At 58.7% G+C, this 14,858-nt stretch carries 17 protein-coding genes; 8 read left to right on the top strand and 9 right to left on the bottom strand.

Going from position 1 to position 14,858, the window contains the following annotated elements; genetic code table 11:
* The first annotated feature begins 92 nt into the window (after positions 1-92).
* From AC3A5O_RS26725 to AC3A5O_RS26710, 4 genes are read left to right on the top strand one after another with little or no spacing between them, the layout of a single operon-like run.
* Positions 93-686, top strand: a complete 594-nt coding sequence (locus tag AC3A5O_RS26725) for an aminodeoxychorismate/anthranilate synthase component II (RefSeq protein WP_018928869.1) — start codon at positions 93-95, stop codon at positions 684-686.
* Positions 687-695: 9 nt separating this feature from the next.
* The gene (gene trpD / locus AC3A5O_RS26720; protein WP_487753939.1) at positions 696-1,745 is read left to right on the top strand and encodes an anthranilate phosphoribosyltransferase; all 1,050 of its coding nucleotides are present in this window, start codon (positions 696-698) and stop codon (positions 1,743-1,745) included.
* Positions 1,742-2,578, top strand: a complete 837-nt coding sequence (trpC, locus tag AC3A5O_RS26715; protein ID WP_122566703.1) for an indole-3-glycerol phosphate synthase TrpC — start codon at positions 1,742-1,744, stop codon at positions 2,576-2,578. The genes trpD and trpC overlap by 4 nt, the downstream gene beginning before the upstream one ends.
* 3 nt (positions 2,579-2,581) lie before the next feature.
* Positions 2,582-3,283: a lipoate--protein ligase family protein gene (locus tag AC3A5O_RS26710; RefSeq protein ID WP_305491202.1), complete on the top strand. Its 702-nt coding sequence runs from the start codon at positions 2,582-2,584 to the stop codon at positions 3,281-3,283.
* Here the strand turns inward: AC3A5O_RS26710 and crp are convergent.
* Entirely contained in the window at positions 3,280-3,924 is a 645-nt protein-coding gene (crp, locus tag AC3A5O_RS26705) for a cAMP-activated global transcriptional regulator CRP (RefSeq protein WP_122566705.1), read from the bottom strand. The genes AC3A5O_RS26710 and crp overlap by 4 nt on opposite strands.
* Positions 3,925-4,157: 233 nt before the next feature.
* On the opposite strand from crp, the gene AC3A5O_RS26700 reads away from it, so the two are divergent.
* Complete coding sequence (locus AC3A5O_RS26700; protein WP_305468665.1) at positions 4,158-4,580, top strand: OsmC family protein; 423 nt, start codon at positions 4,158-4,160, stop codon at positions 4,578-4,580.
* 124 nt (positions 4,581-4,704) lie between these two features.
* On the opposite strand, the gene coq7 is transcribed toward AC3A5O_RS26700, so the two are convergent.
* The 6 genes from coq7 to hemJ form a co-directional block, all read right to left on the bottom strand.
* Positions 4,705-5,352, bottom strand: coding sequence for a 2-polyprenyl-3-methyl-6-methoxy-1,4-benzoquinone monooxygenase (coq7, locus tag AC3A5O_RS26695; protein WP_060740380.1), 648 nt, complete (start codon positions 5,350-5,352; stop codon positions 4,705-4,707).
* Between the two features lie 75 nt (positions 5,353-5,427).
* Positions 5,428-5,766: a histidine triad nucleotide-binding protein gene (locus tag AC3A5O_RS26690; RefSeq protein ID WP_003206124.1), complete on the bottom strand. Its 339-nt coding sequence runs from the start codon at positions 5,764-5,766 to the stop codon at positions 5,428-5,430.
* An 82-nt stretch (positions 5,767-5,848) separates the two neighbouring features.
* Positions 5,849-6,637 carry an SDR family NAD(P)-dependent oxidoreductase gene (locus AC3A5O_RS26685; RefSeq protein WP_122566706.1) on the bottom strand — a complete coding sequence of 263 codons (789 nt, stop codon included), beginning with the start codon at positions 6,635-6,637 and terminating at the stop codon, positions 5,849-5,851.
* A 62-nt stretch (positions 6,638-6,699) separates the two neighbouring features.
* The gene (locus AC3A5O_RS26680; RefSeq protein ID WP_122566707.1) at positions 6,700-7,665 is read right to left on the bottom strand and encodes a DUF805 domain-containing protein; all 966 of its coding nucleotides are present in this window, start codon (positions 7,663-7,665) and stop codon (positions 6,700-6,702) included.
* 50 nt (positions 7,666-7,715) lie between these two features.
* Positions 7,716-8,684 carry an NAD(P)H-dependent flavin oxidoreductase gene (locus AC3A5O_RS26675; protein ID WP_487753938.1) on the bottom strand — a complete coding sequence of 323 codons (969 nt, stop codon included), beginning with the start codon at positions 8,682-8,684 and terminating at the stop codon, positions 7,716-7,718.
* A gap of 35 nt (positions 8,685-8,719) precedes the next feature.
* Complete coding sequence (gene hemJ, locus AC3A5O_RS26670) at positions 8,720-9,151, bottom strand: protoporphyrinogen oxidase HemJ (RefSeq protein WP_122566709.1); 432 nt, start codon at positions 9,149-9,151, stop codon at positions 8,720-8,722.
* Positions 9,152-9,285: 134 nt separating this feature from the next.
* Between hemJ and argC the strand changes: the two genes are divergently transcribed.
* On the top strand, positions 9,286-10,320 hold the full coding sequence (argC, locus tag AC3A5O_RS26665; RefSeq protein WP_305468663.1) for an N-acetyl-gamma-glutamyl-phosphate reductase: 1,035 nt from the start codon (positions 9,286-9,288) through the stop codon (positions 10,318-10,320).
* A 105-nt stretch (positions 10,321-10,425) separates the two neighbouring features.
* Entirely contained in the window at positions 10,426-10,776 is a 351-nt protein-coding gene (gene erpA, locus AC3A5O_RS26660) for an iron-sulfur cluster insertion protein ErpA (protein WP_003206114.1), read from the top strand.
* Between the two features lie 65 nt (positions 10,777-10,841).
* On the opposite strand, the gene AC3A5O_RS26655 is transcribed toward erpA, so the two are convergent.
* Both AC3A5O_RS26655 and AC3A5O_RS26650 read right to left on the bottom strand, forming a co-directional pair.
* A complete protein-coding gene (locus tag AC3A5O_RS26655; protein WP_122566711.1) occupies positions 10,842-11,933 on the bottom strand; it encodes an anhydro-N-acetylmuramic acid kinase in 1,092 nt (363 codons plus the stop codon).
* Between the two features lie 3 nt (positions 11,934-11,936).
* The gene (locus tag AC3A5O_RS26650) at positions 11,937-13,355 is read right to left on the bottom strand and encodes a peptidoglycan DD-metalloendopeptidase family protein (RefSeq protein ID WP_122566712.1); all 1,419 of its coding nucleotides are present in this window, start codon (positions 13,353-13,355) and stop codon (positions 11,937-11,939) included.
* Between the two features lie 212 nt (positions 13,356-13,567).
* Here AC3A5O_RS26650 and tyrS point away from each other — a divergent pair, with 212 nt between their 5' ends.
* On the top strand, positions 13,568-14,767 hold the full coding sequence (gene tyrS / locus AC3A5O_RS26645; protein WP_487753937.1) for a tyrosine--tRNA ligase: 1,200 nt from the start codon (positions 13,568-13,570) through the stop codon (positions 14,765-14,767).
* The last annotated feature ends 91 nt before the right edge of the window (positions 14,768-14,858 follow it).

Raw genomic sequence — 14,858 nt, 5'->3', positions numbered from 1 at the left:
GGGCATCAATCGCCTCGCCAAGCGCAGCAGCGTGCGGGTCACTCTCTGAAGGCTGTGTTTAAAGTCAGTGAATTCAATAGGTTGCTTACGCCATGTTGCTGATGATCGATAACTACGACTCTTTTACCTACAACGTTGTGCAATACCTTGGCGAGCTGGGCTCCGAGGTCAAGGTCGTGCGCAACGACGAACTGACCATCGCCGAAATCGAAGCCCTCAAGCCTGAGCGCATCGTGGTTTCCCCCGGCCCGTGCACGCCGACCGAAGCGGGCATTTCCATCGAGGCCATCAAGTATTTCGCCGGCAAGCTGCCGATCCTGGGCGTCTGCCTGGGACATCAGTCGATCGGCCAGGCGTTCGGTGGTGATGTGGTACGCGCCCGACAAGTCATGCACGGTAAGACTAGCCCGGTATTCCACGAGGACAAGGGCGTGTTCGAGGGACTCAATCGTCCGCTTACCGTCACCCGCTACCACTCCTTGATCGTCAAGCGCGAAACGCTGCCTGACTGCCTGGAGCTGACGGCCTGGACCCAGCTTGAAGACGGCTCGGTGGATGAAATCATGGGGCTGCGCCACAAGACATTGAATATCGAGGGTGTGCAATTTCATCCCGAGTCTATTCTCACCGAGCAGGGCCACGAGCTGTTCGCCAACTTCCTCAAACAAACCGGCGGCACGCGCTAAGGACTTTTCATGGATATCAAGACAGCCCTGAGCCGTATCGTCGGCCATCTCGACCTGAGCACCGACGAGATGCGCGACGTGATGCGCGAAATCATGACCGGCCAATGCACGGATGCGCAGATCGGCGCGTTCATGATGGCCATGCGCATGAAGAGCGAGAGCATCGATGAAATCGTCGGCGCCGTTTCGGTGATGCGCGAACTGGCGGACAAGGTCGAACTCAAGACGCTGGACGGTGTGGTCGATGTGGTCGGCACCGGTGGTGACGGCGCCAATATCTTCAACGTTTCCACTGCCTCGTCGTTTGTGGTCGCGGCGGCCGGTTGCACCGTTGCCAAGCACGGCAACCGCGCAGTCTCGGGCAAGAGCGGCAGTGCCGACCTGCTGGAGGCGGCCGGCATCTACCTGAACCTGACGCCGATTCAAGTCGCGCGCTGTATCGACAATGTCGGCATTGGTTTCATGTTTGCCCAGACCCATCACAGCGCCATGAAACACGCTGCCGCGCCGCGCCGTGACCTGGGCCTGCGTACGCTATTCAACATGCTCGGCCCGCTTACGAATCCGGCCGGTGTGAAGCATCAGGTGGTTGGGGTGTTCAGCCTGGCGTTGTGCCGGCCGTTGGCAGAAGTTCTGCAACGCCTGGGCAGCAAGCACGTGCTGGTGGTCCATTCTAAAGATGGCCTGGATGAATTCAGCCTGGCGGCGCCCACATTCGTGGCCGAACTAAAAAATGATCAGATCAGCGAGTATTGGGTCGAACCTGAAGACCTCGTCATGAAGAGCCAGAGCTTGCACGGCCTGGCGGTCGATGGCCCGGCCCAGTCGCTGGAGTTGATTCGCGATGCCTTGGGTCGCCGCAAGACCGAGAACGGCCAGAAAGCCGCTGAGATGATCGTGCTCAATGCCGGCGCTGCGTTATACGCCGCCGACCACGCCAGCAGCCTCAAGCAAGGCGTGGAACTGGCCCATGATGCACTGCACACTGGCCTGGCCAGGGAAAAACTCGAAGAGTTGGGTGCATTTACCGCCGTATTCAAAGTGGAGAACGAAGGATGAGCGTGCCAACGGTTCTGGAAAAAATTCTGGCTCGCAAGGCCCAGGAAGTGGCAGAGCGCAGTGCTCGCGTCAGTCTGGCCGAGCTGGAAAACCTGGCGCGTTCAGCGGATGCGCCGCGCGGTTTTGCCCAGGCTCTGATCGATCAGGCCAAGAAAAAACAGCCGGCGGTGATTGCCGAAATCAAGAAGGCCTCTCCCAGTAAGGGCGTGATCCGTGAGCACTTCGTTCCAGCCGACATCGCACGCAGCTACGAGAAAGGCGGTGCGACCTGCCTCTCGGTGCTGACTGACGTCGACTTTTTCCAAGGCGCCGACGACTACCTGAAGCAGGCGCGGGCGGCGTGCAAGTTGCCGGTGATCCGCAAGGATTTCATGATCGACCCGTATCAGATCGTCGAGGCTCGGGCGCTGGGCGCCGATTGCGTGCTGTTGATCGTTTCCGCCCTGGATGACGTGAAAATGGCCGAGTTGGCGGCCGTGGCCAAGAGTGTCGGGCTGGATGTCCTGGTGGAAGTCCACGATGGCGACGAGTTGGAGCGAGCCTTGAAAACCCTCGATACCAAACTGGTCGGCGTGAACAACCGCAACCTGCACACGTTCGAAGTCAGCCTGGAAACCACCCTGGACCTGTTGCCGCGCATTCCGCGCGATCGCCTGGTCATCACTGAAAGCGGCATCCTCAACCGGGCCGATGTCGAGCTGATGGAAGTCAGCGATGTGTACTCGTTCCTGGTGGGCGAGGCATTCATGCGAGCCGAGAACCCGGGTGCGGAATTGCAGCGACTGTTCTTTCCTGAACGAGGCCTGCCGGTGAGCGGCTCGACGCTGGACTGATCCATGTCGCCAGTGATTTCCCTCACCGTCGAAGCTGGCCTGCAAGCCGAACAGGACCTGTTGGCCAGCATCTGCGCGGGCGACGCCGAGTTCAGCCTGCTGTTTTGGCAACCCAATGATCGCGCGCTGGTCATGCCGCGGCGCTTGAGTCGCCTGTCAGGGTTCGAACACGCCTGTGAAGTATCGGCCGCCCACGGCTGGCCAGTCCTGCTGCGCGAAACCGGCGGTGAGCCGGTGCCGCAGTCGGCCGCCACCGTCAATATCGCCCTGGTCTACGCCCCACCACGCAGCGAAGGCGACCACGGCCGCATCGAAACCGGGTATCGCCGGTTGTGCGACCCCATCTGCCAGTTGTTGGATGAATTGGGCGGGGTAGCTTCGCTGGGAGAAGTGGAAGGGGCCTTTTGCGACGGGCGCTTCAACGTCAACCTCGACGGCCGGAAAATGGTCGGCACCGCTCAGCGCTGGCGCCAGAGCAAGGGTGGCCAACGTCCGGTGGGTCTGGTCCATGGTGCGCTGTTGCTGGAGAACGAGCGCGAGTCCATGGTCGCGGCGGTCAATCGCTTCAATGAAGCCTGTGGCCTGGAGCAGCGAGTGCGGGCCGAAAGCCACATTGCCTTGTACGAAAAATTCCCGGCGCCTCACGCGGTGGCGCGACTCGAGGCTCTGTACCGGGAACGGCTGACCCAGCTGCTGGGGGCTTAACGCGTTCCGAACACCACCATGGTCTTGCCTTTGACGCTGACCAGGTTGCGCTCTTCCAGGTCCTTGAGTACGCGACCGACCATTTCACGCGAGCAACCGACAATCCGGCCAATCTCCTGGCGGGTCACCTTGATCTGCATGCCGTCCGGGTGGGTCATGGCATCGGGCTGCTTGCACAATTCCAGCAGGCAACGTGCGACACGTCCGGTAACGTCGAAAAATGCCAAATCACCGACCTTGCGGGTGGTATTGCGCAGGCGCTGTGCGATTTGTCCGCTGAGGACGTAAAGAATGTCCGGGTCTTGCAGGGACAGTTCTCGGAATTTGGTGTAGCTGATTTCCGCAACTTCACATTCAATCTTGGTTCGCACCCAGGCACTGCGCTCCTGCTCCTTGCCCGCCTGTTCGAACAACCCCAACTCGCCGAAGAAATCTCCGGAGTTGAGGTAGGCGATGATCATTTCTCGACCGTCATCATCTTCTATCAGGATAGTGACCGAGCCCTTGATGATGAAAAACAGCGTGTCGGAACGTTCTCCTGCGCAAATGATGTTGTGTTTGGCTGGATAGCGGCGACGCTGACAATGCATCAAGAGTTTGTCGAGATTCTTGATCTTGAACGTGGGAGTAATGGCAACCATGGTTGTATCCCGAAAGACTGCGCGGTGTAGTGGTTTGATTTTTATGGAGGCGAATGGCTATCGATAAAAGCTGGCCATACGCCAGCGAGTTGGCGCCAGCTTAACAGAGGCGTCCTTAATAGATTCGAGAATTTACCTACAGACTGACAGGACGAGCTTCCTAAGACGGAGAGCAGTCAGGGCGAGGTGCTGTGCTAAGCTGGCGACCCTTTTTTAACAGTGGAGTCTTGGCGATGAAGGCACGCATCCAATGGGCTGGCGAAGCCATGTTCCTCGGTGAGTCAGGCAGTGGTCATGTGGTCGTCATGGACGGCCCGCCAGAAGCCGGTGGTCGGAACCTGGGTGTTCGGCCGATGGAAATGCTCCTGCTGGGCGTAGGCGGTTGCAGCAATTTCGACGTGGTCAGCATCCTCAAGAAATCCCGCCAGGCCGTCGAAAGCTGCGAAGTCTTCCTGGAAGCGGAGCGTGCCACCGAAGATCCAAAGGTATTTACCAAGATCCACATGCACTTTGTGGTGAAGGGGCGAGCCTTGAAGGAAGCCCAGGTCAAGCGGGCCATCGAACTGTCCGCCGAGAAATACTGCTCGGCTTCGATCATGCTCGGTGCCGCCGGAGTCGAAATCACCCACGATTATGAAATCATCGAATTGGGTTGAGTCGATCTCAATGGCGAAACCCGCAATTCGCCGCATTGAAATCCTGAGCTAAAGAAAAAAGGCGACTCCCACTGGAAGTCGCCTTTTCTATTTGCGTGGAATGAGGATGGCTATCCAACCACCGTCAAATCCTATAAGTGCTCTTGGTCATGACCTTGGCCAGCAGGCTCATGCCGAACTTCACCGGGGCCGGAAAACGGAAGCCGCCGGCATCAAGCGCACTCTCGGCATGGTGTTCTTCATCTACGCGCATCTGCTCGAGGATCGCCCGGGACTTTTCATCCTCGGCCGGCAGTTGCTCCAGGTGTTCATTCAAGTGCTTGCACACTTGATGCTCGGTCGCGGCAACGAAGCCGAGGCTGACTTTATCGCTGATCAGGCCGGCGACGGCGCCGATCCCGAATGACATTCCGTAGAACAGCGGGTTCAGGACGCTGGTGTGGCTGCCCAGCTGGCGAATGCGTTGTTCACACCAGACCAGGTGATCGATTTCTTCCTCGGCGGCGTGCTCCATTGCCTCACGCACCTGGGGCAGCTTTGCTGTCAGCGCCTGGCCCTGATACAGCGCCTGGGCACAGACTTCGCCGGTGTGGTTGATACGCATCAATCCGGCGACATGGCGGGTTTGCTCGTCACTCAGTTGCGCGTCCGGTTGCACGATAGCCGGTGATGGGCGGTACGGCTGGCCACTGAAGGGCAGCAGGGTGCGCATCGCGGTATCGGCTTGCAGCAACAGACGGTCAATCGGCGAGTAGTGACGTTGGGTAGTCATGCTTACCTCCGGGAAAAATCACAGCGGCCAGTTTAACCCAATCGGCCGCCGAAGATTTGCGTTGGGTCAGGGGTATCAGCCCGGTGGCCAGTTCATCTGGCGCTGACCCAGCACATGCATATGAATGTGATAGACCGTCTGCCCGCCCAGTTCATTGCAATTCATCACCACGCGAAAACCTTCTTCACAGCCCAATTCCAGCGCCAGGCGCTGGGCAGTGAAAAGAATGTGCCCGGCCAGGCCCTTGTCTTCTTCGGCGAGGTCATTGAGCGTGCGGATCGGTTTTTTCGGGATGACCAGAAAATGCACGGGTGCCTGCGGGGCGATGTCGTGGAAGGCCAGTACCTGGTCATCCTCGTAAATGATCTTTGCCGGGATTTCCCGGTTGATGATCTTGGTAAACAGAGTATCCACAGCTGCTTTCTCCGTTGGGTTTGTCGAGGTCCAATATCATGAAGGCTCCGGTTGAGGCGCCTGGTTGTTCAACGTGAAGGGATCAGCGCGGGCAATAAGCCTTGTTGATCACGCCGGCGATGGTCCGGACCAGCCATCGCGATCCCAATCGCGGCAGTGCGGCCAGCCAGCGATTGCGGCGTCCGGGAATGATGATGGCGCGGTTCTTGTCCAGTGCGCGCACGGCGTACAGGGCAACTTCCTCCGGGCTCATCAGCAACTTGCTGTCGATGAGTTTCTGTTCGTCCATTTGTGCCTTGGAGAAAAAGCCGGTCCGGGTCGGACCAGGGCAAAGCACCGAGACCTTGATCGCGCATTTCTTCAATTCAACTCGCAAGGCTTCGGAGAAGTGCAGTACATAGGCCTTGCTGGCGTAGTAAGTACTCATCCAGGGACCAGGCTGGAATGCTGCGATCGAGGCAACGTTGAGGATCTGGCCGCCGCCGAGCAGCGCCATGCTATTACCGATGGCGTGACAAAGCCGTGTCAGGGCGAGGATGTTGACTTCGATCAGGTCCTGCTCGGTCATCCAGTCCTGGCCCAGGAACGGCCCGCTGGTGCCGATGCCAGCACAATTGACCAGCAGATCGATCTGCCGCTCGCCTTCCTCCAGTTCCAGCAGGAAGCCGGAAAGCCTCAGCGGTTCGCCCAGGTCACAAGCCCGGAACAATACCTCCACGCCAAACCGCTGAGTCAGTTCGATTGCAATACTTTCCAGCCGATCACGCTGTCGAGCCACCAGTATCAGGTTACGGCCGCGCCGGGCCAGCGCTTCGGCCATGGCCAGGCCGATACCGCTGGAAGCGCCAGTGATCAGTGCGTAACGGGTCATGCAGTTCTCCATCGCAACAGCCCGCCGCCAAATGACTGGGCTGTCACCGGCATGAAGCGCGCTTATTGTTCCTCTTCTGCTTCATAGTCTACAGAAGGCGGAGCGGGCTCGGCTGCCTCAGCGGCGGGCTCTTCAGCGGTTTCGTTGCTGGACTCGCTGCTTTCGTAGCTGCTCAGGCTGCTGCTGTCGTAGTCTTCCTGAAGGGCTCCGAAGATGCCTGCAAACGTGGCCACGAAAATCAAGACGATCATTACCAGCCAGAGCGAGGCCAACAACTTGACCGCCGTGGTATTGCGCGGTGGTGGCGGGCCATACTGGTTTGCGCCGGTATTGCCTGGAGCGATGATGAGGATGAACGGGAAGATGCTGCCCACGAAGGGAACCAGGTTAATCAGCCACAACCACCCCGACCAGCCGAGATCATGCAGGCGCTGGACGTTGAACTGGATACTCACGAAGGCAAAGGCAAGCACGACGACGGCGGCGAGCAGGCCGCCGACGATGAGTCCCGCGATCGAGTCGGAGGCCAGCAACCAGGCCGTGGCTAGCCAGAAGCCCACGCCGACCAAAGGCAGTATGGCCAGGGTCAATACCATGGTCCAGGCGAGGTAGCGCAGACGCCCGATACGTCCGTCGAAGCTGAAGGGTTTGAGCGTGCTGTACTCGGCAAGCGCTTCACCGACTTCGGCGCGGGGAGGCGCGTAGGGCGAGGCTGGCTCGACGATCGAATCGGGATGGCGTCCGCTCGGTTGCCGTGGCGCGTCCTGTACTTCGCCAAGGCTCAGTTGGACGACGGGTTCGGCTTCGATCCTGGCATCGATTCCGCTCTTGTTGAGGGCTTCCAGGTACTGCTGCGCCTCGTTCTGGGACAGGTTGCTTTTAAGGGACACCTTGCGACCGGTGAACAGTCGTTCAATGGCGGCGACGTCGCTCTTGAACAGCTCGGCGAGGTTGAGTTTGGCGGTGGTGGTATCGACGCCCGGCATCAGGCCGCCGTCGAATACGATGTTGAAACGGGTTTCGCTCATGCCCGGCATCCTTGTCTCTGAAAGTTAGGTAGTTGTTTGTTCGGGCTGGTTCAGCGGGGCCATTGCCCGCCAAGCTGCGCCGCCCGGGCTTGTGCCTGACGGTATTCTTCATCCAGGCGCGCCACCAACTGATCGACGCTGGGCAAATCATCGATTTCACCCACACCCTGGCCTGCGGACCATACGGTTTTCCAGGCCTTGGCTTCGTCGTTCAGCGGTTTGAGTTTCGAGCCAAAATCCACCTCGCCTTTGTTCTGCAGGGCGGCGAGATCGAAACCGGCGTTCTCCAGGCTCTGGCGCATGAAACTCGCCGGCACCCCGGATACCGCAGGAGTATGCACGATGTCTGCGGCTCTGGATGTGAGCAACATCTCTTTATAAGCGTCAGGTGCGTGGCTTTCGCTTGTACCGATAAAACGCGTCCCGAAGTAGGCCAGATCCGCGCCGAGCAATTGTGCGGCCAGAATCTGATGGCCGTGGTTCAGGCATCCCGCAAGTAGCACGGCCTTATCGAAAAACTGCCGGATCTCGGCAATCAGGGAAAACGGGCTCCAGGTCCCGGCGTGTCCGCCTGCGCCGGCGGCTACGGCGATCAGGCCATCGACACCGGCTTCGGCGGCTTTCTCGGCATGCCGTCGGGTCGTCACGTCATGGAACACCAGGCCGCCGTAACCGTGCACCGCGTCCACCAGCTCTTTCACCGCACCCAGGCTGGTGATGACAATCGGCACCTTGTGTTCGATGCAGATGGCCAGGTCGGCCTGAAGTCGCGGATTGCTGTGATGAACAATCAGGTTTACCGCGTAGGGCGCCGGATTTTCCAGGGTCGCCAGGCCTGCTTCGATTTCTTCCAGCCAGGCCTTGAAGCCGCTGCTTTCGCGCTGGTTCAACGCCGGAAAGCTGCCGACAATGCCATTGCGGCAGCAGGCCAGCACCAGTTGTGGATTGGAAATCAGGAACATGGGCGCCGCCACGACGGGCAGGCGCAAGCGCTGTTCAAGCAGAGCGGGCAACGACATTGGAAGTACCCCGGATAATGGATGCTGATTGGAGATTAGAACGGTCGGACTACGACCAGAATTACGATAGCCAGCAATATCAGAACCGGCACTTCATTGAACCAGCGATAAAAGACATGGCTGCGGGTGTTTTCGCCACGGGCGAAGCGCTTCACCTGGGCACCGCACATGTGGTGGTAACCGATCAGCAGCACGACCAGGGTCAACTTGGCGTGCATCCAGCCTCCCTGGGTGAAGTAGGCGCCGGCGTTGAGGCTGAGCAGCCAGATGCCGAATACCAGGGTGGCAATCATCGCCGGGCCCATGATGCCGCGGTACAGCTTGCGCTCCATGACGCTGAAACGTTCTTTGCTGACGTTGTCTTCGCTTTGGGCGTGATAGACAAACAGGCGAGGCAGGTAAAACAGGCCGGCGAACCAGCAGACCATGCTGACAATGTGAAGTGCTTTGAGCCACAGATAGAGCATTTTAGTTATTCCCAGGTTCACGGTAGCTCCGATAGTAGAGGTTAGAGCGGCCACACGTCACCTTGACGGTTGTCGCCGCGCCCTGCGGCCCCTATCATCGACGGCTTTCCAGTGGGTTCGTTGAGGGCAGGTTTATGGTCAAGGTCGGTATCGTCGGCGGCACGGGTTACACCGGTGTCGAACTGCTGCGTCTGCTGGCACAGCATCCGCAGGCTGAGGTGGTGGTCATCACCTCCCGATCCGAGGCCGGCCTGGCCGTCGCCGACATGTATCCGAACCTGCGAGGCCACTACGACGGCTTGGCGTTCAGCGTTCCGGACGTCAAGACCCTCGGCGCCTGCGATGTGGTGTTCTTCGCCACGCCCCATGGTGTCGCCCACGCTCTGGCCGGTGAACTGCTGGCCGCCGGGACCAAGGTTATCGACCTGTCGGCGGACTTCCGCCTGCAGGACGCCGATGAGTGGGCCAAATGGTATGGCCAGCCCCACGGTGCGCCTGAACTGCTCGAGGAGGCGGTCTACGGCTTGCCGGAAGTCAATCGCGAGAAAATCAAGCAGGCACGACTGATCGCCGTGCCGGGTTGCTATCCGACGGCGACGCAGTTGGGGTTCTTGCCGCTGCTTGAAGCCGGTCTTGCAGATGCTTCGCGCCTGATTGCCGACTGCAAATCCGGCGTCAGCGGTGCCGGGCGTGGCGCCAGTGTCGGCTCGCTGTATTCCGAGACGTCGGAAAGCATGAAGGCGTACGCGGTCAAAGGGCATCGCCACCTGCCGGAAATTCGCCAGGGGTTGCGCCGGGCTGCGGGCAAGGACGTTGGCCTGACCTTCGTGCCGCACCTGACCCCGATGATTCGCGGGATCCATTCCACCCTGTATGCAACCGTCGTCGATCGTTCGGTGGACCTGCAGGCATTGTTTGAAAAGCGTTACGCCAACGAACCGTTCGTCGACGTAATGCCCGCTGGCAGCCATCCGGAAACCCGTAGTGTGCGCGGTGCGAACGTTTGCCGGATCGCCGTGCATCGTCCGCAGGACGGTGATCTGGTAGTGGTATTGTCGGTCATCGATAACCTGGTCAAGGGCGCGTCCGGCCAGGCCGTGCAGAACCTGAACATCCTGTTCGGGCTGGATGAGCACCTGGGGCTGTCCCATGCGGGGATGTTGCCTTAAAGCAGTTTGCCGCTGCTCTGCAAATAGTTGACCGATTTTCTAGGAGAAGCGGATAATGCCCGCCATCACGCATTATGGCGGCGTAAGCGCCGGGAGATATTCAGCATGAGCGTCGAAACCTTCACCCCCACGGCTTTGCAATTCACCCACGGTGCTGCGCACAAGGTGAAGAGCCTGGTCGATGAAGAGGGCAATGATCGTTTGAAGCTGCGCGTATTTGTGACGGGCGGCGGTTGTTCCGGTTTCCAGTACGGCTTCACTTTCGATGAGGAAGTGGCCGACGATGACACCATCGTCGAGCGCGAAGGGGTCAGCCTGGTGGTCGATCCGATGAGCTTCCAGTACCTGGCAGGTGCCGAGGTGGATTATCAGGAAGGTCTGGAAGGGTCGCGTTTTGTGATCAAGAACCCCAACGCCACCACGACCTGTGGGTGCGGTTCTTCGTTCTCGATCTGAGTGCTTCAATAAAAATGCCGCAGAGCCTTATGGCCTGCGGCATTTTTTTGTCCGCAACTTTGATCTCAGGCTGGATAGATGGCGCCGAGTATGCGCAGGCCACGGGCGCCCGTGACACTTGGACGATTGCCTGGAATGCCTTCAAGGCAGCAATGGGCGAGCCAGGCGAAAGCCATGGCTTCGACCCAATCCGGGTCCACGCCATACACCGTCGTACTGCTGACTTTGGTATCCGGCAGCAACTCAGCCAGGCGTTTCATGAGCGTCTGGTTGTGTGCACCGCCGCCGCAGACCAGCAACTCCTGGGTATTCGACTGGGCATGCTGCAGTGATTCGACGATGGTCAGGGCGGTCAGTTCGAGCAACGTCGCCTGCACGTCCTCCGGGGCGAAGGCTGGCAACTGCGACAAGTGCTGGCTCAGCCAAGGCAGGTTGAATACCTCGCGGCCGGTACTTTTCGGACCTTTGGTGACGAAGAAGGGGTCGCTGAGCAGCGTCTTTAGCAGAACTGGTTCGACTTTTCCGCTGGCGGCCCATTGGCCGTCGCGATCGAAATGCTCGCCTCGTTGTTGATGGATCCAGGCATCGAGCAATACGTTGCCTGGGCCACAGTCGAAACCGGCTACAGGTTTTGCGGGTTCTATCAGACTGAGATTGCTGAAGCCGCCGACATTCAGCACGGCACGATGACCGGCTCGTTCTTCGAACAGTGCTTCGTGAAACGCCGGTACCAGTGGAGCGCCTTGTCCGCCAGCGGCGACATCGCGGCTGCGGAAATCGCTGACGACGGCGATGCCGGTCAATTCGCTCAACAGGGCCGGATTGCCGATTTGCACGGTAAACCCACGGGCCGGTTCATGGCGAATGGTCTGGCCGTGGCTGCCAATCGCCGTGATGTTTTCAGGCTTGAGTCTTTGTTCGTTGAGTAGGGTATGGATACCCTCTGCGGCCAGCTTTACCCAGCTTTGCTGGGCAATGGCGGAGCGGGCGATCTCATCGGGCCCACTGCTGCACAATCCGAGCAATTCGGCGCGCAGAACGGCGGGCATGGGGATGTAGTGCGTGGCGATCAATTTGATCGCCGGGACCAGTTCAATCAGTGCGATATCCAAGCCATCCAGGCTGGTCCCGGACATCACACCGATATAGAGCGCCATGGCTTAGCGCTTGCTCGAGGCCAGCATGGTGGCTTTCTCTTGATCCATGCGGGCCATCAAGGGCTGGCTTTGAGCCAGGAAGCGCGCGCGCTCGCCCTTGGCGATCGGATCGGCCATCGGCAATTTCTGGCCAAGCGGATCGACGTGGACGCCGTTGACCTGGAACTCATAATGCAAGTGCGGGCCGGTGGACAGGCCGGTGGTACCGATGTATCCGATCACCTGGCCTTGCTTGACGGTGCCACCAGTCTTCACGCCCTTGGCGAAGCCCTGCATGTGGCCGTATAGCGTGCGGTAGGTATTGCCGTGCTGGATGATCACGGTATTGCCATAGCCACCGCGGCGTCCTGCCAGCAACACCTTGCCGTCGCCCGCAGCCTTGATTGGTGTACCGCGAGGGGCGGCGTAGTCGACGCCTTTATGCGCGCGAATCTTGTTCAGAATCGGATGCTTTCGGCCGGCGGAGAACTTCGAACTGATACGAGCGAAATCAACCGGTGTACGGATGAAGGCCTTGCGCATGCTGTTGCCGTCGGCGGTGTAGTAGCTGCTGTTGCCCTGCTTGTTGGTGTAGCGCACCGCGGTGTACGTCTTGCCGCGGTTGGTGAAGCGCGCGGAGAGAATCGGGCCGTTACCGACGCTCTTTCCATTGACCACTTTTTGCTCATAGATGATGTCGAACTCGTCGCCCTGGCGAATGTCCTGGGCGAAGTCGATGTCGTAGCCGAAGACGCTGGCCATGTCCATGGTCAGGCTATGGGAAAGGCCGGCACGAGCGGCCGACTGGGACAATGAACTGTTGATGACGCCATGAACGTAGGCCGAGCGAACGGTAGGCTTGGCGGTGACGCGGTTGAATACATAACCCTTGTCATTTTTGGTCAGGGTGATGCTTTCCAGGTCGCTCAGCTTGGTGTGCAGATTGGTCAGCTGTCCATCTGGATTGAGTTCGAATTCGAGTTTCTGGCCACGTTGCAGTTGAGCGAATTGCTTGGCTTGCTTGTCGCTGGCCAGGATTTCATGGACCGATGTCGAGGGCAGGCCAACCTTTTCGAAGAGGGTGGAAAGCGTATCGCCCTTGGCAACAATCACTTCGCGATGGTCCGGTCCTTTCTTTTCTTCCGCGACAGGCGCTTCTACCTGGGCGGTAGCCTTTGCAGTGTCTTGCGGGCTGTTTTCAATCTGTGCAAAAGGAGAGGCGGCCGGTTCGTTTGTGGCTTGAACGGCTTCGGCGGCGTCTTGTTCTTGTGTCAGTTGTTCAGCAGGACTTTCCAGTTCAAGGCTCAGAGTCGTTTTTTTGGCTTCAACATCGCTGGAGGGAAACACCAGCAGCGCCAGGCTTAGGAGGGCTGCGATGCCACTTGCGGCAAGCAGGTGGGTCTTTGGGTAAAGCGGCGGCGCTTTAGACGGTTCTGGGGTCATAAGTAATTTTGACTTTTGAAAAGATGAATTGGAAAAGATGAATGACATGATGAAGATGAAATAACTGTATAAAATATAACCAAAACCCCTGCGAAGCAAGCCCACGAACGCTCTGTTCTGTGGATTGGCGTCCGTGCGCCGGGCATGCCTTGTATTTGGTGTGCGATCTTGTATGGTTGGGGCCCTTTGAATCTGAGCCTTACGGGTCTGTTATGAAGTCGGTTGAAGAGCAGCTAGCGCTGATCAAGCGTGGTGCGGAAGAATTGTTGGTTGAGTCCGAGCTGATCGAAAAGCTCAAGCGCGGGCAGCCGCTGCGTATCAAGGCCGGCTTCGATCCGACGGCGCCCGATCTGCACCTGGGTCATACCGTGCTTATTAATAAGATGCGCCAGTTCCAGAATCTGGGGCATCAGATCATCTTCCTTATAGGGGACTTCACCGGCATGATCGGTGATCCGAGCGGCAAGAGTGCTACGCGCCCGCCGCTGACCCGTGAACAGGTTCTCGATAACGCCGAGACCTACAAGACTCAGGTTTTCAAGATTCTTGATCCGGCCAAGACCGAGGTGGCGTTCAACTCCACCTGGATGGATCAGATGGGGCCGGCGGATTTCATTCGCCTGACGTCTCAATACACCGTGGCGCGCATGCTCGAACGCGATGATTTCGACAAGCGCTATACAACCAACCAGCCAATCGCCATCCATGAGTTCCTCTATCCGCTTGTGCAGGGTTATGACTCGGTCGCGTTGCGCGCGGACGTTGAGCTGGGCGGCACCGATCAGAAGTTCAACCTGTTGATGGGGCGTGAGTTGCAGCGTGGTTATGGTCAGGAGGCGCAGTGCATCCTGACCATGCCATTGCTGGAAGGTCTGGATGGTGTGAAGAAGATGTCCAAGTCCTTGGGCAACTACGTGGGCATCCAGGAAGCGCCGGGGGTCATGTACAGCAAGCTGGTCTCCATTCCTGACGTGTTGATGTGGCGTTACTTCGAACTGTTGAGCTTCCGCTCCATGGATGAGATCAATGCGTTCCGTGCTGATGTAGAGGCCGGGGCCAATCCGCGGGACATCAAGATCAAGCTGGCTGAAGAGATCGTTGCGCGTTTCCATGGCGAGGAAGCTGCGGCCAATGCTCATCGCGCGGCGGGTAATCGTATGAAGGATGGCGAGCTGCCGGATGATCTGCCAGAGATCGAATTGACTGCTGCCGAGAATATGCCGATTGCGGCAGTCCTTAATAAAGCAGGTCTGGTCAAGAATGCGGCAGTGGCGCGAGACCTTCTGGGTTCGGGTGGTGTGCGTATAGATGGTGAGGTTGTGGATCGCACCTATATATATGAGCTGGGTTCTACTCACGTATGCCAGGCTGGCAAGAAGGCTTTCGCACGTATTACGTTGAAAACCGAATAAAGCTGAAAATAGGTGTTGACGGCAGATTCTGGACGTCTATAATTCGCCCCACTTCCGGCGCAGTCGAAACGGAAAACTCCTTGAGATTCAA

The sequence above is a fragment of the Pseudomonas sp. Soil_N_39 genome, from assembly GCF_057655955.1.
The sequence above is the reverse complement of the archived record's forward strand: the minus strand, read 5'-3'. Positions and strand labels throughout refer to the sequence as shown.